The organism is Brevundimonas sp., assembly GCF_018608325.1.
Taxonomy (GTDB): domain Bacteria; phylum Pseudomonadota; class Alphaproteobacteria; order Caulobacterales; family Caulobacteraceae; genus Brevundimonas.
In genome coordinates this window covers 1-19,943 of sequence record NZ_JABAZW010000175.1, presented here as the reverse complement: position 1 = coordinate 19,943, position 19,943 = coordinate 1, and the positions used below count along the sequence as shown (strand labels likewise).

General features: G+C 65.9%; 24 protein-coding genes. 10 read left to right on the top strand and 14 right to left on the bottom strand.

Going from position 1 to position 19,943, the window contains the following annotated elements; genetic code table 11:
- Together QZ281_RS17695 and QZ281_RS17690 are read left to right on the top strand one after the other, a co-directional pair.
- A partial coding sequence (locus QZ281_RS17695) for a response regulator (protein ID WP_292230812.1) occupies positions 1–324 on the top strand: 324 nt, incomplete at its 5' end.
- Between the two features lie 39 nt (positions 325–363).
- Complete coding sequence (locus QZ281_RS17690) at positions 364–2,049, top strand: beta-lactamase induction signal transducer (RefSeq protein ID WP_292230809.1); 1,686 nt, start codon at positions 364–366, stop codon at positions 2,047–2,049.
- Here QZ281_RS17690 and QZ281_RS17685 read toward each other — a convergent pair.
- A complete protein-coding gene (locus tag QZ281_RS17685) occupies positions 2,039–2,485 on the bottom strand; it encodes a YidB family protein (protein ID WP_292230806.1) in 447 nt (148 codons plus the stop codon). The two genes, QZ281_RS17690 and QZ281_RS17685, sit on opposite strands and share 11 nt — an antisense overlap.
- Positions 2,486–2,590: 105 nt before the next feature.
- Positions 2,591–2,728 (bottom strand): entericidin A/B family lipoprotein, encoded by a 138-nt coding sequence (locus tag QZ281_RS17680; protein WP_292230803.1) that lies wholly within the window; start codon positions 2,726–2,728, stop codon positions 2,591–2,593.
- Positions 2,729–2,901: 173 nt separating this feature from the next.
- Here QZ281_RS17680 and QZ281_RS17675 point away from each other — a divergent pair, with 173 nt between their 5' ends.
- From QZ281_RS17675 to rplS, 4 genes are read left to right on the top strand one after another with little or no spacing between them, the layout of a single operon-like run.
- Positions 2,902–4,749, top strand: coding sequence for a DUF885 domain-containing protein (locus tag QZ281_RS17675; RefSeq protein ID WP_292230800.1), 1,848 nt, complete (start codon positions 2,902–2,904; stop codon positions 4,747–4,749).
- Positions 4,746–5,156: a GNAT family N-acetyltransferase gene (locus QZ281_RS17670; RefSeq protein ID WP_292230798.1), complete on the top strand. Its 411-nt coding sequence runs from the start codon at positions 4,746–4,748 to the stop codon at positions 5,154–5,156. Before QZ281_RS17675 ends, QZ281_RS17670 begins: the two co-directional genes overlap by 4 nt.
- Before the next feature lie 38 nt (positions 5,157–5,194).
- On the top strand, positions 5,195–5,920 hold the full coding sequence (trmD, locus tag QZ281_RS17665; protein ID WP_292230795.1) for a tRNA (guanosine(37)-N1)-methyltransferase TrmD: 726 nt from the start codon (positions 5,195–5,197) through the stop codon (positions 5,918–5,920).
- 1 nt (position 5,921) lies between these two features.
- Positions 5,922–6,347 (top strand): 50S ribosomal protein L19, encoded by a 426-nt coding sequence (rplS, locus tag QZ281_RS17660; protein ID WP_292230792.1) that lies wholly within the window; start codon positions 5,922–5,924, stop codon positions 6,345–6,347.
- A gap of 270 nt (positions 6,348–6,617) precedes the next feature.
- On the opposite strand, the gene QZ281_RS17655 is transcribed toward rplS, so the two are convergent.
- The 5 genes from QZ281_RS17655 to QZ281_RS17635 form a co-directional block, all read right to left on the bottom strand.
- A complete protein-coding gene (locus tag QZ281_RS17655) occupies positions 6,618–7,103 on the bottom strand; it encodes a PA2169 family four-helix-bundle protein (protein WP_292230789.1) in 486 nt (161 codons plus the stop codon).
- A gap of 84 nt (positions 7,104–7,187) precedes the next feature.
- Complete coding sequence (locus QZ281_RS17650) at positions 7,188–7,985, bottom strand: tryptophan 2,3-dioxygenase (protein ID WP_292230786.1); 798 nt, start codon at positions 7,983–7,985, stop codon at positions 7,188–7,190.
- A 42-nt stretch (positions 7,986–8,027) separates the two neighbouring features.
- Positions 8,028–8,465 carry a CHAP domain-containing protein gene (locus tag QZ281_RS17645; protein ID WP_292230784.1) on the bottom strand — a complete coding sequence of 146 codons (438 nt, stop codon included), beginning with the start codon at positions 8,463–8,465 and terminating at the stop codon, positions 8,028–8,030.
- A 153-nt stretch (positions 8,466–8,618) separates the two neighbouring features.
- Positions 8,619–9,746 carry an acyltransferase gene (locus tag QZ281_RS17640; protein WP_292230781.1) on the bottom strand — a complete coding sequence of 376 codons (1,128 nt, stop codon included), beginning with the start codon at positions 9,744–9,746 and terminating at the stop codon, positions 8,619–8,621.
- 80 nt (positions 9,747–9,826) lie between these two features.
- Positions 9,827–10,009, bottom strand: a complete 183-nt coding sequence (locus QZ281_RS17635) for a hypothetical protein (protein ID WP_292230778.1) — start codon at positions 10,007–10,009, stop codon at positions 9,827–9,829.
- Between the two features lie 87 nt (positions 10,010–10,096).
- On the opposite strand from QZ281_RS17635, the gene QZ281_RS17630 reads away from it, so the two are divergent.
- A complete protein-coding gene (locus tag QZ281_RS17630) occupies positions 10,097–11,041 on the top strand; it encodes a LysR substrate-binding domain-containing protein (RefSeq protein WP_292230775.1) in 945 nt (314 codons plus the stop codon).
- A 65-nt stretch (positions 11,042–11,106) separates the two neighbouring features.
- Here QZ281_RS17630 and groL read toward each other — a convergent pair whose 3' ends face one another.
- Both groL and groES read right to left on the bottom strand, forming a co-directional pair.
- Positions 11,107–12,753, bottom strand: coding sequence for a chaperonin GroEL (groL, locus tag QZ281_RS17625; RefSeq protein ID WP_292230773.1), 1,647 nt, complete (start codon positions 12,751–12,753; stop codon positions 11,107–11,109).
- A gap of 138 nt (positions 12,754–12,891) precedes the next feature.
- The gene (gene groES, locus QZ281_RS17620; RefSeq protein ID WP_008259448.1) at positions 12,892–13,179 is read right to left on the bottom strand and encodes a co-chaperone GroES; all 288 of its coding nucleotides are present in this window, start codon (positions 13,177–13,179) and stop codon (positions 12,892–12,894) included.
- Between the two features lie 268 nt (positions 13,180–13,447).
- Between groES and QZ281_RS17615 the strand changes: the two genes are divergently transcribed.
- Together QZ281_RS17615 and QZ281_RS17610 are read left to right on the top strand one after the other, a co-directional pair.
- A complete protein-coding gene (locus QZ281_RS17615; RefSeq protein WP_292230770.1) occupies positions 13,448–13,897 on the top strand; it encodes a DUF2141 domain-containing protein in 450 nt (149 codons plus the stop codon).
- Between the two features lie 178 nt (positions 13,898–14,075).
- A complete protein-coding gene (locus tag QZ281_RS17610) occupies positions 14,076–14,537 on the top strand; it encodes a hypothetical protein (protein ID WP_292230768.1) in 462 nt (153 codons plus the stop codon).
- A 53-nt stretch (positions 14,538–14,590) separates the two neighbouring features.
- Here QZ281_RS17610 and QZ281_RS17605 read toward each other — a convergent pair whose 3' ends face one another.
- A complete protein-coding gene (locus QZ281_RS17605) occupies positions 14,591–14,974 on the bottom strand; it encodes a DUF4260 domain-containing protein (protein ID WP_292230765.1) in 384 nt (127 codons plus the stop codon).
- Complete coding sequence (gene pgi, locus QZ281_RS17600) at positions 14,971–16,578, bottom strand: glucose-6-phosphate isomerase (RefSeq protein ID WP_292230763.1); 1,608 nt, start codon at positions 16,576–16,578, stop codon at positions 14,971–14,973. Before pgi ends, QZ281_RS17605 begins: the two co-directional genes overlap by 4 nt.
- A gap of 100 nt (positions 16,579–16,678) precedes the next feature.
- Between pgi and QZ281_RS17595 the strand changes: the two genes are divergently transcribed.
- A complete protein-coding gene (locus QZ281_RS17595; RefSeq protein WP_292230760.1) occupies positions 16,679–17,155 on the top strand; it encodes a hypothetical protein in 477 nt (158 codons plus the stop codon).
- Between the two features lie 67 nt (positions 17,156–17,222).
- On the opposite strand, the gene QZ281_RS17590 is transcribed toward QZ281_RS17595, so the two are convergent.
- The 3 genes from QZ281_RS17590 to QZ281_RS17580 all read right to left on the bottom strand — a co-directional run.
- Positions 17,223–17,876: a thioredoxin family protein gene (locus tag QZ281_RS17590; protein ID WP_292230757.1), complete on the bottom strand. Its 654-nt coding sequence runs from the start codon at positions 17,874–17,876 to the stop codon at positions 17,223–17,225.
- Between the two features lie 30 nt (positions 17,877–17,906).
- Positions 17,907–19,055, bottom strand: a complete 1,149-nt coding sequence (locus tag QZ281_RS17585; RefSeq protein WP_292230815.1) for a thioredoxin family protein — start codon at positions 19,053–19,055, stop codon at positions 17,907–17,909.
- Positions 19,056–19,456: 401 nt separating this feature from the next.
- Positions 19,457–19,943, bottom strand: a 487-nt coding sequence (locus QZ281_RS17580) for a protein-disulfide reductase DsbD domain-containing protein (protein WP_292230752.1), incomplete at its 5' end; no start/stop codon positions are given.

Here is a 19,943-nt window from a genome sequence, read left to right as displayed (position 1 = left end):
CTGTTGCGACGCGAAGGCTGCGTCGTCGAAACCGCCGCCACGGGCGCCGAGGCGGTCGAGGCCGTCAGCCGCGCCCGCTATGATCTGGTCTTCATGGACATGCGGATGCCGGGCATGGATGGCCCCGCCGCCGCCCGCGCCATACGCGCCGCCGGTGATTCGACGCCGATCCTGGCCCTGACCGCCAACGCCTTCGCCGAGGACCGCCGCACCTGTCTGGAGGCCGGGATGAACGACCATCTGGTCAAGCCGCTGGACGCCGCCTCGCTCCGCGCCGCGCTGGCCCGCTGGACGAACGCCGACGGACACGCCAAGGTCGGATGAAATCAGGCGCCCGTGTTCCGGCCGCCGCCGGAGCCGTGCATGACCGACCCGACCACAACGCCCGCCTCTGAGGTCGCGGCCCTGCGTCCCCAGCCCAAGGGTCTGGGCGTTCTGAAGGCCGCCTTCCGCGAGCGGCGCACCCTGGCCATGCTGCTGCTGGGCTTTTCGTCCGGCCTGCCCTTCGCCATGTTGTTCGGCACGCTGAACGCCTGGCTGTCCGCGGTTGACGTGTCAGTGGCCACGATCGGCGTCCTGTCGTGGGTCGGCCTGTTTGGCGCCTTCAAATTCCTCTGGTCCCCGGCTGTCGGTCTGCGTCTGCCCGGTGTTGGCCGACTGGGACAGAGACGGTCGTGGATGATCGTCTGCCAGATCATCCTGGCTGCAACCTTCGTCGTCATCGCCATGTCCCACCCCGCCAGCAACGCCATCGGCGCCCTGGCTCTGGCCGCGGCGGTCGGCGCCTTTGTCTCGGCGACACAGGACATCGTCATCGACACCTGGCGGATCGAGGCGGCGGACGACAATGCGCCAGTGGACCTGTTGTCGGCGGTCTATCAACTGGGCTTCCGCACAGCGGCCCTGGTCGGCGGCGCTGGCGCGCTGGTGCTGGCGGACGTGCTTGGCTGGCCTTCGACCTTCCTGATCGGTTCAGGCCTGATGGGGCTGGGTCTGATCGGCGCCCTGATCGCGCCCGAGCCCAAACGCGAGGCCGCACAGGCCATCGCCCGTGAACGCGTCGCCACGCCCGGCCTGCGCCGCGCCGCCCTGATCATCACCCTGCTGGCCTGGGCCTGGGCGGCCTTCATGCTGGTCAACTTCATGATCTCGGCCCTGACCACGACGCCTGCACCAAGTGCGGGAACCTTCATCCAGACCTGGGGTCCGTGGATCGTGACCGCCGCCGTGCTGCTGCCTGCGGGTCTGGCGGGCGCGCTGGTCTGGCGCGGTCGCAAAACCTCCTCCGCCACGACCGCACAGGTCAGCGGACTGGGCGACCGTTTCTATGACGCCATCCTCGCGCCTCTGGTGGAGTTGATGGGCCGTCTGGGCTGGGGCGCGCTGATCGTGCTGGGGCTGATCCTCAGCTACCGGATCGCCGACGGCGTCTGGGGTCCGTTCGCCTATCCCTTCTATATGGGAACCGAGGGCGGCGCCCTGGGGCACACCATGACCGAGGTGGCACTGGCGTCCAAGACATTCGGCGTCTTCATGACCCTGTTGGGCATCGCGCTTGGCGGCTGGGCTCTGCTGGTCATCGGGCGGATGCCCTGCCTGCTGATCGGCGCCATCGTCAGCGCCGCGACCAATCTGCTGATGATGGATCTGGCGCTGGGCGCGCCGGTCATCGACCCGTTCATGCGGGCGACCGGCCTCTATTCCCTGTTCGGGGTCTTCGGAATCGGCGAGCCGTTGGCCCGTCTGATGGCGGCGATTGCGGGCGAGAATATTGCAGGCGGCTTCGCCGGGGCCGCCTTCGTGGCCTATCTGTCAGCCCTGTCGAACCGGATGTTCGGCGCGGTTCAGTTCGCCGTCTTCACGTCGCTGGCGCTGTTGATCGGCACCCTGGGCCGCGCGCCGCTCGGCGAACTGGTCGACCGGGCGGGTTTCGCGCCGATGTTCCAGTTCGCCGCCGCACTGGGCGTGATCGCCATCATCTTCTGCATCTTCGAATGGATCAGACTGACCCTTGAGACGCGAAAGGCGGCCAAGACCCTCAGCGCTTGAGCAGGCCGCCCAGTACGCCGCCCAGATTTCCGCCCAAGGCTCCACCCAGCGCTCCGCCAAGACCGCCGGTCAGTTGACCCAGCAGGTCGTCTGATCCTGCGACCTTGCCGGCGGGCGTCAGGTGGTCGATGACCTGCGGCAGCAGGCCCGCCAGGACGACACTGGCCTGCTGGGGCGAGACGCCCATCTTGGCGGCGATGTCGGCGATGGGGCCGTGGCCGATGACGGCCTGGATCTGGTCGGCTGAAATCGCGGCGTTGGCGCCCTTGCCAATCCATGATCCGACGACGTCGCCCAGGCCCGCCTGACCGAACTTCTCGACCAGACCGCCAACGCCGCCCTGCCCTTTAAGCAGGTCAGCCACGCCGCCCAGTCCGCTCGCGCCGCCCGGTGCATTGTCGCCCAGGCCGCTGAGCACGTTTTCTAGAAAGCCCATAGTCGTCTCCCGTTGAGGTCAGGCCGAACATAACACCGTCACATGACGGCGCCGAGAACCGCCGAACCCTGCAGGACCGACCAGCCCCAGGTGTGACTCAGTTGCTTATTTCTTGGCGCTCTCGGCGGTCGAGCTGACAGCCGAACCGGCAGCCGCCACGTCGCGTCCGACGCCGGAAATGGTGTTGCAGGCCGACACGGCCAGAGCGGCGGCGACGATGGACAGAGCGATGATCTTGCGCATGGAGAGAACCCCTTTTTGGTATGGTCAAGCTGTCGGAACGCCGATCAGGGTTTCAGGTTGCATGACGTCGGCGCCTGACAGCGACGGAACACCGCAATGCCGGAACACAAGGGGCCATTGCGCCGGGCGACGATGGCGGCGAAGCTGCCTGCTTCGCTTCTGAGGGGTAGTTGATGCGTCGTTTCCTGATTTCGTCCGTGGCGGCCATGGCCGTCCTGTCCGGCGCGCCTGCCCTGGCCCAGACCGCTCCCGTTGCTCCAGCCGCAGCGGCCCAGAGCGAAGACGCCCGGCTGAACGCCTTCTTCGAACAGGCCTTCCAGGCCCGCATCGCCCTCTTCAATCAGACGGTCGCGCCAACGCTCAATGCCCTGGGTCTGAAGACCGATTATGACAAGCTGGATGATGTCTCCGACGCCGCCGCCGAACGGTCGCTGGCGCTGCAGGAAGCTCAGTTGGCCCAGATGAAGGCCCAGTTCGATCCGGCCAGGCTCAGCCCGCAGGCCAAACTGTCGTGGCGGATGTTCGAATACGGCGTCGATCAGGCGCGGATATCGAACCAATGGCGCAACTGGAGCTTCCAGTTCACGGCCATGGGCAACCCGACCACCAGCCTGCCGGTCTTCCTGATCAATAATCACCGCGTCGCCAGCGTCTCGGACGCCGAGGCCTATGTGGCCCGCCTGAATGACGCCCAGCGCCAGATGGATCAGGTCGCCGCCACCCTCAAGACCCGCGCGGCAGAGGGCGTCGTCTCGCCCCGGTTCGTCTTCCAACCGTCACTGGACAGCACCCGCAACGTCATCACCGGCGCCCCGTTCGACACCGGCGCCGACAACCCGGTCTGGGCTGACTTCCAGAAGAAGGTCGCCGGACTTGATGCGGATCAGGCGACCAAGGACCGCCTGCTGGCTTCGGCGCGCACCGCCCTGACCGGCTCTTATAAGCGTGGGTTCGAGACGGTTCTGACCGCCCTGACCGAAGTTCAGCCGCTGGCCGACAGCGACGCAGGCGTCTGGCGCCTGCCGCAGGGCGAGGCCTATTACAACGCCCGGCTCCAGCTCTCGACCACGACCGACCTGACCGCCGACCAGATCCACCAGATCGGCCTGAACGAAGTCGCTCGCATCCAGCGCGAGATGGAGGCGGTCAAGACCCAGATCGGCTTCACCGGCTCGTTGCAGGACTTCTTCGTCTTCCTGAAGACCGATCCCCGCTTCCAGTATCCGAACACGGCTGAGGGCAAGGAACAGTATCTGACCGACGCCCGCGCCTTCGTCGCCCAGGTGATGGACGTGGCGCCGCAGTGGTTCTCGACCCTGCCCAAGGCGGCGCTGGAGGTGCGCGCGGTCGAGCCGTTCCGCGAGGCGACGGCGGCCATCGCCTTCTATAACGCCCCTGCCCCCGATGGTTCGCGCCCCGGCATCTATTACGTGAACCTGTCGGACATGACCCAGGTTCTGAAGCCCCAGATCGAGGGCATCAGCTATCACGAGGGGGCGCCGGGCCACCACTTCCAGATCGCCTATGCGCAGGAGATCGAGGGCCTGCCGCGCTTCCGCCGCTTCGGCGGCTATGGCGCATACGCGGAAGGGTGGGGCCTGTATGCCGAGCGTCTGGGCAAGGAGATGGGCTTCTATCAGAACCCCTATTCCGACTTCGGCCGCCTCTCGACCGAGCTGTGGCGCGCCGTGCGTCTGGTGACCGACACCGGCCTGCACGCCAAGCAATGGAGCCGCGAACAGGCGATCGACTATTTCCGCCAGAACTCGCTGCTGTCGGAACGCGACATCGTCAAGGAAGTCGAGCGCTACATCACCAACCCCGGTCAGGCGACCAGCTACAAGATCGGCGAACTGAAGATCGAGGAACTGCGCGACAAGGCCCGCGCCGCCCTGGGCGCCCGGTTCGACATCAAGGACTTCCACGCCGTGGTGCTGGGCTCAGGCTCGGTTCCGCTGGATGTGCTGGAGGATCAGGTCAACGCCTGGATCGCGGCAGGGGGCGGGGCGCCCACGGCATGATCGAGGGTTATGAACTGACCGCAGAGACGCCGTCCGTCACAGACTATCTTCGGCTCAGGCTCAATGCCGGTCTGAGCACAAAGGCCGAGGCGAACGCGGTCGCGGGCCTGCCCAACACCTGGTTCGCCGTCGTGGTGCGCCGGGACGGTCAGGCCGTCGGCATGGGCCGGATCATCGGCGACGGCGGTCTGTTCTTCCAGATCGTCGACATGGCGATCGAGCCTGCGCATCAGGGGCGCGGTCTTGGAAAGGCGATCATGGCGGCCCTGATGGACCGACTGCGCGGTGAGGCTCGCGGCGCCTACGTCAGCCTGATCGCAGACGGAGAGGCGAACCGACTTTACGCGCAATACGGCTTCGAGCCGACCACGCCGAAATCCATCGGCATGGCGCAGGTGATCTGCTGACGCGCATTTCCTGCGGGTTTGTTGTATGAGCCGCCGCCATGCCCTTTACCGCGACCGTCCTGACCATGTTTCCCGACGCCTTTCCCGGCCCGCTTGGCGTGTCGCTGATCGGCACGGCGTGGCGCGAGAGGGGGCTGTGGGACCTTGAAACGGTTGACATCCGCGCCTTTTCCACAGATACGCGCGGCTTCCTGGACGACACCCCTGCGGGTGGCGGGCCGGGTGCTGTGCTTAAGGCGGACGTTGTGGCCCGGGCGGTGGATAGCCTGTCGGGACCCAAGCGGCCGCTTTTGTACATGAGCGCCAGGGGCAGGCCCCTGACCCAGGCGCGCGTCAAGGAATGGGCGAAAGCCGACGGGATCGTCGTGCTGTGCGGCCGTTTCGAGGGGGTGGACCAGCGGGTGCTCGACGCACGCGGGTTCGAGGAGGTCTCGGTCGGAGACGCGGTTCTCGCCGGCGGCGAGGCGGCGGCGATGGTCGCGATTGAAGCGTGCGTAAGACTGATCCCCGGCGTGCTCGGCTCAGGCGACAGCCTGTCGTCCGAAAGCTTCGAGGATGGGCTTCTGGAACACCCGCAGTACACGCGACCGCGGACGTTCGAGGGGCTGGATATTCCCGAGGTGCTGCTGTCGGGCGACCACAAGAAGGTCGACCAATGGCGTCAGGCGCAACGGGAGCTAACGACGCGGGAACGCCGCCCAGACCTCTGGGAAGCGCATTCCGCCAAATCACAGGTAAAGAGCGCAAAGCTCAAGGAGAAATAGAATGAACATCGTTCAGCAGCTCGCTGCAGAAGAAAAAGCCCGCGTTCTGGGCGACCGCAAGATCCCGGACTTCCAGCCCGGCGACACCCTGCGCGTCAACGTGAAGATCAAGGAAGGCGAGCGCGAGCGCGTTCAGGCCTTCGAAGGCGTCTGCATCGCCCGTGACGGCGGCGGCGTGAACGAGACCTTCACGGTCCGCAAGATTTCGTTCGGCGAAGGCGTCGAGCGCAAGTTCCCCATCCTGTCGCCGAACGTCGAGTCGATCGAAGTGAAGCGCCGCGGCGTCGTGCGTCGCGCCAAGCTGTACTACCTGCGCGACCGTCGCGGTAAGTCGGCGCGTATCGCCGAGCGTCAGACGGTTCGTCCGGCCAAGGGCGCCGTCGTTCCGGTCACCGGTTCGACCGACAAGCCCAGCGAAGAAGCATAAATCCTGCTTCTGACTGAAATGACGAAGGCCCCGGCGGATCACCGCCGGGGCCTTTTTCTTTGCGCCCGTTTCATCGCCTAGGTTCAATCGGCATTCAGCCGACCGAAATCTTAGATCGTCATTCCGGGGCTAAGCGAAGCGAAGAACCCGGAACCCAGGGCTGCGACACCGTTTCTGGACGTATTCGGCGCCGGATTGCGAGCCTCCTGGGTTCCGGGTTCGTCCTATGGACGCCCCGGAATGACGGTTTGGGCTGAGTGTCGATTGATCCTAGTGCGGAAACAGGGGATTGGCGTCGTCCCTCTGGCCCTCCAGGCTGTGTTTCAGGGCCTCCATCTGGTCGTGTTCGGCCTTCACCGACGCATAGGCCCGACGCACCGTCTCGCGCGTCGTCGCCGATATGGCCTTGTCCTCCAGCGCCCTCTCGAACTTGTCGGCGATGAAGCTTTCGCCGCTGTTGATCGAACCGACGACGGAATCATCATTACGCAGCAGGGCATGTTTCACGTCCAGAAAGGCGCGATGGGCCTTGGCCAGGATGGAGCCGTGCACCTCCGGGTCGCCGCCCATGCCGCGCACGGCGGCGGACAGATCATCGACCACGCGCTGGCGTTCGGCGCTGCGTTGCTCGAACAGGCTGCGGTAATGATCGTCGCGCGCTTCCTCGGCAGCCTCGCGATAGCCGTCCGCGCTGTCCAGGGCGGTTTCGATCAGTCCGTTCAGGACCTTGATGTCATGGGCGTTGGGATTGCTCATCTCGCTCGCTCCTTTCCGCATTTGCGGTGAACCGGCGAAATGAACGGGCGCAGCGAAGGTTGCCGCGCCGCGATCAAAACAGCGTCAGAGCTTGGTCCGCAGCGACCACAGTTCAGGGAAGCAGCGCTTGGTCAGGGTCGAGGCCAGATAGGCCGCCCCCTCCGTCCCGCCGGTGCCGCGACGGCGGCCGATGATCCGCTCGACCGTCACCACATGCTTATGCCGCCAGGTCAGCAGGGCGTCGTCCAGATCGACCAGCTTCTCCGCCAGTTGGTACAGCGGCCACCAGCGCTCGGTGTCGCGGTAAACCTCCAGCCAGGCCGCCTCGACCGCCTCTGACGGCTCATAGGGCTGGGTCACGTCGCGGTTCAGCACCGCAGCCGGCACAGGCAGGCCCGCGACGGCCAGCTGGGCCAGAGCGTCGTCATACAGGCTGGGCGCGGCGATGGCGGCCTTCAGGGCCTCATGGGCCTCAGGCCGGTCGACGTGGAACTTCAGGAAGCTGGAGTCCTTCAGGCCCAGCATGGCCTCGAACCGGCGGAATTGATCGCTCTGGAAGCCGGAGGACGACCCCAACGAACCCCGGAACCGCAGATAGTCGGACGGGGTCATGGTCGACAGGATGTCCCAGCTCTGGGTCATCACCGCCTGAATGCGCGACACCCGCGCCAGGCTCTTGTAGGCGGGCACCAGATCGCCGCTGCGCACCATGGTCTGGGCCAGGGCCACCTCGTGCAGGATCTGCTTGAGCCACAGTTCCTTGGTCTGGTGGATGACGACGAACAGCATCTCGTCGTGTTCGTCCGACAGCGGATGCTGGGTCGAAAGCAGGTCGTCCAACGCCAGATAACCGGCGTAGGTGATATCGCTGGATTGGGTCATGCCACGCCTATCGCCTGCAAGGGGATGGCGCGCAAGTCGGGCTTAGTGCTGGCCCGGCGCCTGGGGCTGCGCCGTCGCATTGGCGGCGATCTGGCGGCCTGCGTCGAAGGCGTCACGTGCGCCTTTGTAGATGAAGCCGTAGGTCGGATAGACCGTGGTGCCCAGGCCGTTGATCGGGTTGTACCAGACCTTGACCTGCGACCAGTCGTTGGCGGGCGAGACGTCGACGACGGTGACGTTCTCTTCGACCTTGCCGCGGCTGCCGCCCCAGTTGGCGTGGGTCACGCGGACAACGCGGTCGGTCAGGATGTCGGAAACGACGGCGACGTGGCCCCGGCTCATGCGGCCCTCGGGGCGGAAGACCAGGACCGAACCGGTCTCAGGCGCCTTGCCGGTGCGGAAGTTCGAGGTGGCCTGGCGCCACCAGGTCCAGGCGTCGCCGAAGATGTTGATGCCCGAGAACATGCGCGCGAAGGTCACGCACTGCCAATACGGCTCACTAGCATTCGCTGCAGAGGGGACGGCGCCCAGCGTGACGAAACCTAGGGTCGCTGCAACCGCAGCGGCTTTGAGCCGTTTAAACATGCTGGAACTATATGCTGCCCGTCGATGTGGCGGTTACACCACACTCTGTCAGGATTGGAAAACCCTTTCCGGCGTATCGCCGTTGGATTTTTTCTGACTTGACGCCAATTTCCGTCGTTCGGCCATTCCCCGCAAAGCCTTGCGGGCCGGGTATTCGACGAGGTGGTACGACACCGCCGCAACCACAGGCAGAAGCGCCAGAATCGCCAACCACACAAAAACGTGAAGTTGCTTGTCGGGGGCGTCCGTCAGCTTGGCCGCAAGATTGATCGACAGCAGTTTCCACGGCACGCAGACCATATAGACCGAGTAGCTGATCTCCCCCAGATAGACGGCGGGCTTGGACGCCAGCACCCCTGCCCGCTCATTCGGCAGCGAAGCCAATGACAGGATCAGCGCACCGGCGAACAGGACGGTGATCCCGTCCCACAGACCCAAGGCGGCGCTCAGGATCATCAGGGCGAAGGATACAGCCGTCGCCGTCCACGGCGCCTTCAGCGGCGCCCGGCGATAGACAAGGTACAGGGCGCAGCCCAACGCGAAACACGGCACGATCCGCAGCGCGCCCCAGCGGAAGGTCGCCTCGGTCAGGGGAAAGCCCGCGACCTGTTCGAAGACGAAATAGAGCACAGTCAGGAAGGCCGCCGCCCCCACGACCGCCGCCACCGGCTTGTTGCGCAGGCGCCAGAAGACAAAGGCGAACAGCGGGAAGCACAGATAGGCGAACCATTCGGCCGAGATCGACCAGGACGGATGGTTCCACCCCGCCACCGGCGCCAGCCCCCAGGCGTGCAGCATCAGCAGATTGGCGGGCAGCGACGGCCAGCTCAGCACATTGCCGTCCACGCTCATGCCCGCGATCAGGGCGGCTGCGGCCAGCAGGCCCACCCCGATCAGGGTCGCCAGATGCAGCGGATAGACCCGCGCGATCCGCGCCCACAGGAAGCCGCGATACGAGAACTGCTTCTCACCCGCCGCCTGCAGATAGACGTGGCTGAGGATGAAGCCGGACAGGACGAAGAACAGCTCGACCCCCAGATAGCCCTTGTCCACCAGACCGGAATGCCCGGCGCCCGCCAGGTTTTCCCAGAAGGTGTAGATGGCCACCCAGATCGCCGCGCCGAAGCGCAGGGCTGTGATGGGGCGAAGATCAGCAGGTGTCTGGACGGGGGTCATGGTCTCACCTTGGCACGACAGCCTTTTCGAACCGTGAAGGCGCGCAAAGGTTGTGCCTGAGGTGAAATCCGGGCCTCAGATCAGCGGCAGCCCTTGCCGTCCGCCGACGCCAGCCCCGCTTTCGGCTGCCCCATCATGGGGATCGGCAAGGGCCGCGCCTGCGCGCGCGTTTGGCGCCTGTGCTGGACGGCGCGGGCGATCAGGGCGATCTCGTCCACCCATCCCCACACGGGTTCCTTATGTGTGCGGTGCATTTCTTCCATGACTTGATCTCCTTTCCTGCCGCCATATTGGGCTTGACGCGCATGACTGACAAACGAGACGATGGCGCCGATACATAAGGTCAGGCTATGTCAGACATACTTTCCCGCATTCCCCTAGACGCCCTGCGGGTGTTCGAGGCGGCGGCGCGCCTGCTCAGTTTCACGCGCGCGGCAGAGACGCTGGGCATGACCCAGGCGGCGGTCAGCTGGCGCATCCGCGATCTGGAGGAACGGCTGGGCTGCGCCCTGTTCGTGCGCGGTGCGCGACAGGTGGCCCTGACGCCAGAGGGTGAACGGCTTAGCTCAGCGGCGACCGAGGCCATCAGCCTGCTGCGACGCGCGGTGACCGAGGTGACCGACGCCGATCAGGGCGTTCTGGCCATCACCACCCTGCAGACCATGGCGACCCAGTGGCTGGCGACGCGGCTGGGAGCCTTCCAGCTGGCCAATCCTGATCTAGCGGTGCGGGTCGGCACGAGTTCGACCCTGTCCACCCTGAATGAAGACAGACTGGATCTGGCAATTCGTTTCGGCTCAGGTCGCTGGCCGGGACTGGAAAGTCGCTTCATGATGCCGGGCGTCTTCACCCCACTATGCACGCCGGCCATGCGTGACCGACTGAAACTCGGTCGCCCAGAAGATCTGAAACATGCGCAACTGATCGGCGATCCTTCGGAATGGACAGCCTGGTTCGCGGCTGCAGGCGTGACCCCTGCCGATGCGGCCGCCCCGCCGCGCCTCACCGCTGATAATCAGGCGATGGAAGTTGCCGCCGCCATGGGCGATCAGGGCGTGTCTCTGGGATCGCCCATTCTTTACACGCGAGAGATCGAGTTAGGCCTTCTGGTGCGCCCCTTCACCGAGACCGTCGCCTTGGCCGAGGGCTATTGGGTCTGCTACCCGCCCGGTCGTCGCCTTCAGTCCAAAATCGCCCGCTTCCGCGACTGGATTCTGGCCACGGCCCGTGCGGATCCCGACATTGTCGAAGGCGCGCGTCTGGCGGGTCGAGAGATCGGCGAGATCGGCAGTTAGGCAAACAAAAAGGGCGGAGCCTTGCGGCCCCGCCCTTCTGTATTTCAGCGTCGGATGGCTTGGACTTAGAAGTCCATGCCGCCCATGCCGCCCATGCCGCCCATGTCAGGAGCAGCAGCGCCGCCGCCCTTCTTGGGTGCATCAGCGACGGCGGCTTCCGTCGTGATCAGGATGCCGGCGACCGATGCGGCGTCTTGCAGAGCCGTGCGGACAACCTTGGCGGGGTCGATGACGCCCATCTGGACCAGATCGCCGTATTCTTCGGTCTGGGCGTTGAAGCCGAACGAAGCCTGGTCGTTTTCCAGCACCTTGCCGACGACGATCGAACCTTCGACGCCTGCGTTTTCCGAGATCTGACGGATCGGAGCCTGCAGGGCGCGACGGATGATGGCGATGCCGGCGTTCTGGTCGGCGTTGTCACCCTTGACGTCAGCCAGGATCTTCGAAGCCTTCAGCAGCGCAATGCCGCCGCCGGGAACGATGCCTTCGTCAGCCGCGGCGCGCGTGGCGTTCAGGGCGTCGTCGACGCGATCCTTCTTTTCCTTCACTTCGACTTCGGTCGAACCGCCGACGCGGAGAACGGCAACGCCGCCGGCCAGCTTGGCCAGACGTTCCTGCAGCTTTTCCTTGTCGTAGTCAGACGTGGTGTCTTCGATCTGCGCACGCACTTGCTTCACGCGGGCTTCGATGTTGCGGGCATCGCCTGCGCCATCGATGATCGTGGTGTTTTCCTTGCCGATTTCAACGCGCTTGGCTTGGCCCAGGTCGTTCAGGGTTGCCTTTTCCAGGGTCAGGCCGACTTCTTCAGCGATGACCTGGCCGCCCGTCAGGATGGCGATGTCTTCCAGCATGGCCTTGCGGCGGTCGCCGAAGCCCGGAGCCTTGACGGCGGCGACGCGCAGGCCGCCACGCAGCTTGTTGACGACCAGGGTCGCCAGGGCTTCGCCTTCGATGTCCTCAGCGATGATCAGCAGCGGACGGCCCGACTGCACCACGGCTTCCAGGATCGGCAGCATGGCTTGCAGCGAGGTCAGCTTCTTTTCGAACAGCAGGATGAGCGGCTCTTCGAGTTGAACCTCCATCTTGTCGGCGTTCGTGATGAAGTAGGGCGACAGGTAGCCGCGGTCGAACTGCATGCCTTCGACGACGTCGACGGTGGTGTCGGCGGTCTTGGCTTCTTCGACGGTGATCACGCCTTCGTTGCCGACCTTGGCCATCGCCTGGGCGATCAGCTCACCGATTTCCGAGTCGCCGTTGGCCGAGATGGTGCCGACTTGCGCGATTTCCGAGTTGTTCGAGACCGGCTTGGACTTGTCTTTGATCTCTTGCAGGACCAGGGCGACGGCCTTGTCGATGCCGCGCTTCAGGTCCATCGGGTTCATGCCGGCGGCGACGGCCTTCAGGCCCTCTTGCACGATGGCTTGAGCCAGAACGGTTGCGGTGGTGGTGCCGTCGCCCGCCTTGTCGTTCGTCTTCGAAGCGACTTCGCGGATCATCTGAGCGCCCATGTTCTCGAAGGCGTCTTCCAGCTCGATCTCTTTGGCGACCGACACGCCGTCCTTGGTCGAGCGCGGGGCGCCGAAGGACTTCTGGATCACGACGTTGCGACCCTTGGGACCCAGGGTCACCTTGACGGCGTTGGCGAGAACGTTGACGCCGCGCAGCATCTTGTCGCGCGCGTCGGTGTTGAACTGTACGATTTTAGCGGCCATGCGGGCTGCTCCTTTTGAATAGGTGTCGAGTGATTAGTGACGAGTGGCGAGCGATCTGAAACTGGGGCGACGGCGGCGGCTCCATTCCGGAACCTTCTCGCCACTCGCCACTAATCACTCGCCACTGAGGGCTGGGCCTTAGCTCAGCACTCCAAGCACGTCCGACTCTTTCATGATGATCAGGTCGTCGCCGTCGATCTTCACTTCCGTGCCCGACCACTTGCCGAACAGGATGCGGTCGCCAGCCTTCAGTTCCAGAGCATTGACCTTGCCGCTTTCATCGCGGACGCCGGGGCCGACGGAGACGACTTCGCCTTCCTGCGGCTTTTCCTTGGCGGTGTCGGGGATGATGATCCCACCCTTCGTCTTGGATTCTTCTTCAACGCGCTTGACCAGCACGCGGTCGCCGAGCGGACGGAACGCCATCGGACTTCTCCCTGATGAAACCCCCGAAATCGGGGTGTTCTGAAATGGTGAGCAGCACACCCGCAGCGACCATTTTTGGCAGCCGACCGGCGAGAGTGCTAACGCATCGGGCAAGTAGGGGGGCGGTGTGACACCGTCAAGACGACGGCGAAGAAACAACCCGTTTGTCGCAGGCTTGACCCCATCTACTTTATATTTCAAAGTACATTGTCATCATGTGGAACTGGAGAGGCCATTCCGGCTTTTGCTCCACAAAGGGAGACGCAAAATGAAGTCGTTCCAGAAGGCGTCGCTTGTCGCCGCCGCCCTGTTCACCGCCAGCCTGATGTCTGCGGGCGCTGCCCTCGCAGGCGATGTCACCATCAACCTGACCGGCGTACAGGCGCGGGGCGGCGATCTGCTGGTTGGCCTGCAGACCTCGACCCAGTTTCTCAAGCATGAGGGCTCCTATGGCGAGATCATCGCCGCGCCCCCGGCTGGAACCCAGGTCATCACCCTGCATGGCGTGACCCCCGGCGACTATTCCGTCTCGGCCCTGCACGACACGGACGGCAATCGCGACATGACGCTGGTCAACGGTCGTCCGGGCGAGGGCTGGGGCCTGTTGCACGGCGAAACCCTGCGCGCCGCCCCGACCTTCGATCAGGTCAAGTTCACCGTGCCCGATAGCGGCGACGTGACCCTGGATGTGGCCATGCATTATCCGCCTGCGCGCTAAGCGCCACGATCAGGCGGTTCTCCTGCCTGAAGGAGGGCCGCCTGCGCCTGCGGGCGATGAACTGAAGATGAACACAGGCCTCAGCAGCACGTTCAGACGGCGCCCCCTAAAAGAAGGTCAGACCATCGGTCATGAACAGCCTGTTCGACCGGTTCACCGTTTCAGAGGAGACAGCGCCGTGAAGACCATCAGCAAGATCGCCGCCACCGCCTTCGTCCCGCTCATGGCTGTCACCATCATGGCCGCCAGCCCGGCAGACGCCCAAAGCCGCTACCGCGATTATCGCGACAACGGCCATAACGGCCGCGACGACACCGGCCGCAACGCCCTGCTCGGCGCCGCCATCGGCGGCATCGCCGGGGCCATCTACGGCAACGGGGACGGCAGCTATGTTGCAGGCGGCGCACTGGCCGGGGCAGCCCTGAGCGCAGTCGCCTCCAACCGCGGCTCCAACTGCGAATATTATCGTGGCGGCCAATGCTATCGGAACCAGGGCCACTGGGAACGCGAGCACGGCATCAACAGCCGCGACTACGGCTATGACTATCGCTACGGCCCCGACCGCCGCGACCAACGCTATGACCGTCGCGACTATGGCCGCAACAACAACCGCGACTACCGCTACGACCGCCGCTGGTAGTCGAGTTAGCGATCATAAAACCAAAAGGCCCGGTCCTCCGACCGGGCCTTTTGTCATGACGGGCGGTTCTTTCGCGCCTTTCCGATCAGGCCCAGATGGGTGATCTCGAACGCCTCGGGCGACTTCAGCCCATAGCCCAGCGTCCGGTCGAACCCGATATGGGCCAGCCAGATCAGGGCGATCCCCGTCACCAGCGGATGGGCTGAAACCAGCCCCGCGCCCGCCAGCAACAGCGGGCCGATCAGGCTGTGGGCCAGATTGTAGATCAGACCACCGATCCGGGGCCCGGCCAGATAGCCGAAGAAGCTCAGGTCCGGCGCAAGGAACAGCAGGGCGAACAGAAGCCACCCCTGCTCAACCTGCCGATAGGCCAGGACGGCGACGACCAGAAGGGCCAGCCCCTCCAGCCTCTGCCACCGCCCGGCGACGACCGTCATTGCATCAACCGCGTCATCAGGGCGGCGGTCGAGGGGTCCAGGTCGGCGGACGGGCCGCCTGCGTGGACGTCGCTCAGGATCGCCTTGGCCAGCACCTTGCCCAGTTCAACGCCCCACTGGTCGAAGCTGTTGATGTCCCAGATCACGCCCTCGACAAAGGTCTTGTGCTCATAAAGGGCGATCAGCGCGCCCAGCGCCTGCGGCGTCAGCCGCTCCATGACGATGGCGGTCGAGGGTCGGTCGCCAGTGAAGGTGCGGTGGGTCGAAAGCCGGGTCGCCTCCTCTTCCGACAAGCCCTGCGCCAGGCCTTCCGCCTTGGCGGCTTCGGTCGACTTGCCCACCATCAGCGCCTGTCCCTGGGCCAAAGCATTGGACCACAGCGGCGATTCCGGCGCGTCCTCATGGGTGCGGGCCACGATCACGAACTCGGCGGGCACCACCTGCGGTCCCTGATGGATCTGCTGGAAGAAGGCGTGCTGGCCGTTGGTGCCGGGTTCGCCGAACACCACCGGGCAGGTCTGGCGCGTGACGGGGGTTCCGTCGCGATGCACCCGCTTGCCGTTCGATTCCATCTCCAACTGCTGCAGGAAGGACGGCAGGCGGCGCAGGGCATGGGCATAGGGGGCCACGGTCCGCGCCGGACGGTTCAGACCATCGACATTGAACACCTGGGCCAGAGCCAGCAGCACCGGCGCATTCTTCTCCAGCGGCGCCGAGACGAAATGATCGTCCAGCGCAGCCGCGCCGTTCAGCAGGCCCTCGAACACCTCCCAGCCCAGGGCGATGGCGCAGCTCAGGCTGACCGCCGACCACAGCGAATACCGCCCGCCGACCCAGTCCCGGAATGCAAAGGTGCGGCCACAGCCGAACGCGGCCGCCTTGCCGGGCGCCGCCGTCACGCCGATGAAATGTTTGGTCAGACCGTCGGCTGGCAGGGCCGCCGCCAGCCATGCCTTGGCCGCCTCGGCATTGGCCAGCGTCTCCTGCGTGGTGAAGGTCTTGGACACCACCACCACCAGCGTCGTCTCGGGGTCCAGACCGGTCAGGGCCTCGGCCATGTCGCGCGGATCGATGTTGGCGACGAATCTCAGGTCAATGGCCGGGTCCAGCGGGCGCAGGGCGTCCCAGATCACGCGCGGCCCCAGATCCGATCCGCCGATGCCGACATGGACGATGGCCTTGAACCGCTTGCCCGTGGCCCCGGCCTCTGCGCCCGACCGCACAGCCTCGGCATAGGCCTGCATCTCGGCGCGCACGGCGTCCACTTCCGCCGACACCGGCTCGCCCAGAGCCTGATAATCGGCGCCGACCGGCGCACGCAGGGCCGGGTGCAGCACTGCACGGCCTTCCGTCAGATTGACCGCCTCGCCCGCGAACAGGGCCGCGCGCCGTCCCTCGACATCGCTGGCGCGGGCCAGATCGAGACAGGCCTCGAACGCCTCGCGCGTCCAGCTCTGTTTCGACAGGTCCAGATAGAGGCCCGCCGCCTCGACCGACATCCGCTCCAGCCGCCCGGCGTCTGCGGCGAACTGATCGACAATGCGCGTTCGGCCAGCGTCGGCTGCGGTGCGGTCAAAAGTCTTCCAGGCGTCGTCGCGCGTCATCAGGCAGTCCTCTGGGGAGCGAAGAAGGTAAACTCTCGTTTACGGCTCAGGGTTACACCGGTTCAACGTCCTAACCGACGATGAAACAGGAAGTCAGCCCATGTCCTGCGGCCTTGCTCTCACAATCGCCCTGGCGATGTCCAATCCTGCTGTGGCGCTTGCCGCCGAACAGCCCCCCGCAGCGGTCGGCGCACCCGTTTCCGTGGCGGGAGAGCCGCTGTTCGCCGACATCATCGCCCGCTCCGGTTCGCTGAAGTCCATCGTCGACGGCTGGGCCGCGTCCAAGGCCGCCGATGACGCCGCCTTCTTCACCGGTCAGGCCTTCGCCGGCTTCAAGACCCAGGCCGACGCCCTGTCCCAACTGGACATGCAGGGCCACCTGATCCTGAAGGAGCGCGGCACCGACGGCGACCTGAAATGCATCCTGCGCGGCATCTCCGAGGACATCCCCAAGAAGATCGCCGCCGTTCAGGCCGCAACCACCCCCGCCGAACGCGCCGTGGCCCTGTCGGAGCTGTCCTATCTGCTGAACGACAACGTCGAAGTCATCACCGCCCCGCCTCAGCCGGAAGTCTGATCATTATTAGGCCTATCGCGCTTCGCGCTACTTGAGGCCGATCCTACGGCGGCACAGGTGACGGGTTTCAGCCCGTCACCGTCTCCGGGTATTTGATCGCGCAGCCATAGGGCTGGGCGAAGGCGGTGCGGACCGGACGTTCGGCCTTCACATCCTCCAGCGCGGCGCGGACGAAGTTGTTCGCCCCCTCCAGATCCTCGACCTTGCTGGTCGGACGATCATCAATGCCACCCTCAAAGACCAGCCGCCCTTGCGCATCGATCACCCGCATGTCCGGCGTCGTCTTGGCCCCATACAGTTTGCCGACCTCGCCGGTCGGGTCCAGCAGCAGATGGGCATAGGCCGACTGGTGCTTGGCCTTGTAGGCGCGGGCCGTATCTCCCTCAACGAAGCCCTGCGTGCCCGGCGCCGACGAGACGATGGTCAGCCAGACCACCCCATCCGCCAAGGCCTCGCGCTGCAGGGCCTGCATCGCGCCGGTGTAGTGTTTCTGGACATAGGGACAGCCCTCGTTGGTCCATTCCAGAACCACGGTCTTGCCCCGGAAATCCGCCAGCGAACGCTGCACCCCGTCGGCGTCGACCAGGGTGAAGGCGGGGGCCAGCCCCTCCTGAGCCGCAGCAGGTGCGGCGGCGTTTTCAGCGGCGGGCGCGGCGGCCTGCTGCTGGCAGGCGGCTAACAGCGCCGTAGAGGCGGCGACGACAAACAGACGGCGTAGCATTCAGACACTCCCCCATGTTCAGGGTCGGCGTCAGCGCGCCGACTTCAGGGAGTCTATCACCACGCCTTCCGTCAGCAGCTGCGGCAAGATGCGCGGCTCGCCGCCCCCTGCCGGATACAGCAGATACAGCGGCACGCCCGAACGCCCGCGCCGTTCCAGCTCATGAGTGATGGCGTCGTCGCGGCGGGTCCAGTCGCCGACCATATAGACGGCGTTCGCCTGTTGCAGGGCCTCGGCCACGCGCGGCGAGGACAGGGCGGCGCGCTCATTGATCTTGCAGGTCACGCACCAGTCGGCGGTGAAGTTGACCAGCACCGGACGCCCTTCGCCTTGCGCTGCGCTGACCGCCTCGGCGGACCAGGGCTGGGCCGACAGGGCCCGTCCTTCGCTGGAGGGGCCGTCATCCACCACCGGCGAACGCCCTGCCAGAACCGCCAGACCCAGTGTCGCCGCCAGCACGATGACGGCGGCCAGACCGGCGATCAGGCCTTTACGCCCATGCGCCCGCTCGGTCTGGGTCAGGCCGAACAGCCACAGACCCAGCGCCGCCGTCAGCCCCGCGATCAGCAGCAGGCCCAGACCATCCGCTCCGGTCTGGCGCGAAAACACCCAGGCCAGCCACAGCGCCGCCCCATACATGGGAAACGCCAGCAGACCCTTAAGCCGGTCCATCCACGGCCCCGGACGCGGGAAGCGCCGCAGCAGACCCGGCGAGAAGCTGATCGCCACATAGGGCAGGGCCAGACCCAGCCCCAGCATCAGGAAGACCAGAAGGGCCGCGGGCCAGGGCATCAGCAGGGCTGCGCCCAGCGCCGCCGCCATGAAGGGCGCCGTGCAGGGCGCCGCGACCACCACCGCCAGAACCCCGGTGAAGAAGGCCCCCGCCCCGCCCGACAGGCGCGACAGGCGTCCCGAGCCTGCGCCCTGAAGACCAGCCCCGATCTGGAAGACGCCCGACAGGTTCAGACCCACGGCCAGCATCAGCAGCGACAGACCAGCGATGACGGCGGGCGACTGTAACTGGAAGCCCCAGCCGATGGCCTGCCCCCCTGCCCGCAACGCCAGCAGAAGCCCCGCCAGAACAAGGAAGGTCGCCAGAACCCCGACGCCGAACAGCAGGCCGTCTCGGCGCGCCTCTCGGGCCTGATGGGCGGTGGCGGCCAGCGACGCGGCCTTCATCGCCAGAATGGGAAAGACGCAGGGCATCAGGTTCAGGATCAGACCGCCGATCAGGGCGAACAGGGCCGACCGGGCGATGCCCGCCAGATCGAGCGTAGATGAGGGCTTGCCACCGCCCGCCTCGCCGGACAGCGATCCCTGACCCGACGCGCCCGCCAGCGCCGGACCGGGTTTGGCCGTGATCTCCCAGGCGCCGATGTCGGTGGCCAGAACGCCGGAGATCGGGCCGTTCAGCCCCTTGGCGCGGATCTCGCCGCCCTGGGCCAGCGACAGGGTCAGGCCGTTCGCGCCGCGCTGGGCGGTCTGGTCGGCGGCGTGGTCGATGATCCCGCCTTCGAACGGGAAGAAGTGGGCGCGGCTGATCTTGGCCTCCGCCAGCGGTCCGCCTGTGGCGCTCAGGGTCAGGACGCCGTTCGACAGGGAAACGGCCGCATCAATCCCTGCGGGACGGGGCGCGGCCTCCAGCACGGCCTGAACCGCCGCACCATGTTTCGCATCCAGCGGCGGCGCGCCTTCGCGCACCGGTCCAGCCGCAGTTGCATCGGCACCGGCACGCACATCTGGTCGCTGCACACCAGGAACAGGGCGTCGGCGATCAGGGGCAGGGTCGTTCCCGGTCGCGCCGAGGCCGGAACCTCGATCGTCACCGGCAGATAGACCTCGCCGGAATAGCCGTAGTTGATCAGGCTCAGCAGGCGCTGACGCTCCGGCAGGGGCCAGGTGATGCCGCCCGCCTTCACCCCTTGCGGCAGGGTCCAGTCCAGCGTGGTCGGCCCGCCGGAATCGCCGGGATTGCGCCAGTAGGTGTGCCAGCCCGGCGCGATCTTCTGACGAACGGCGACCACCACCGTCGAACCCGGCGCGGCCCAGCTCGACAGGGGCACCAGC